The 544-nt window shown below is 45.2% G+C and carries 1 pseudogene; it reads right to left on the bottom strand.

Going from position 1 to position 544, the window contains the following annotated elements:
• Positions 1-544: pseudogene (locus ACFIO5_RS13390) on the bottom strand (heparinase II/III family protein); the annotation flags it as partial.

Raw genomic sequence — 544 nt, 5'->3', positions numbered from 1 at the left:
CTCTGAAACAGGCAAAGCAAGAGTTGCTAACGTCAAAGCAGCTGCTGCTTGTAAACGTTGATCATTGTTTTCCATACTACAAATCGTTATACGCAAATAACGAAACTGGAAACCAAGTGCACGTAAAAAGCATTTTTCAAACCGCTCACTTGCCCCTTGTAACAACATTTTTGAGTTACAAATCCACGAAATCAAACGCCGTGCCACAACCGGACTACTCCAGGCAAGTCCCTTCACCTTTTTGCCCCATTGATCAAGCCAATCTTCTAAGAGAGCACGTGCATGTGCCGCTGCTAAATCACTCTCCGCTGCTGCCATATGACGCAACCAATGAAAATCATGCAAAGCCACCTCCCATTCCGGCGTTGGTGGAACCAACGAAAAAGGTGAATCCGCACCAGCATGAACAACATGACCAACAAAAGCAAAACGACCGTGATAAAACTCGTGTGCCAACGTTGGATTCGCTAAATGCAAATCAATGGGATGCGCTAAAATTTTTTGGGGACAAAACCCTGAAAACCGCCAACGAAACAATGGTCCA

The sequence above is a fragment of the Bartonella sp. AA86SXKL genome, assembly GCF_042196885.1.
This window is presented reverse-complemented; position numbering and strand designations above follow the sequence as displayed.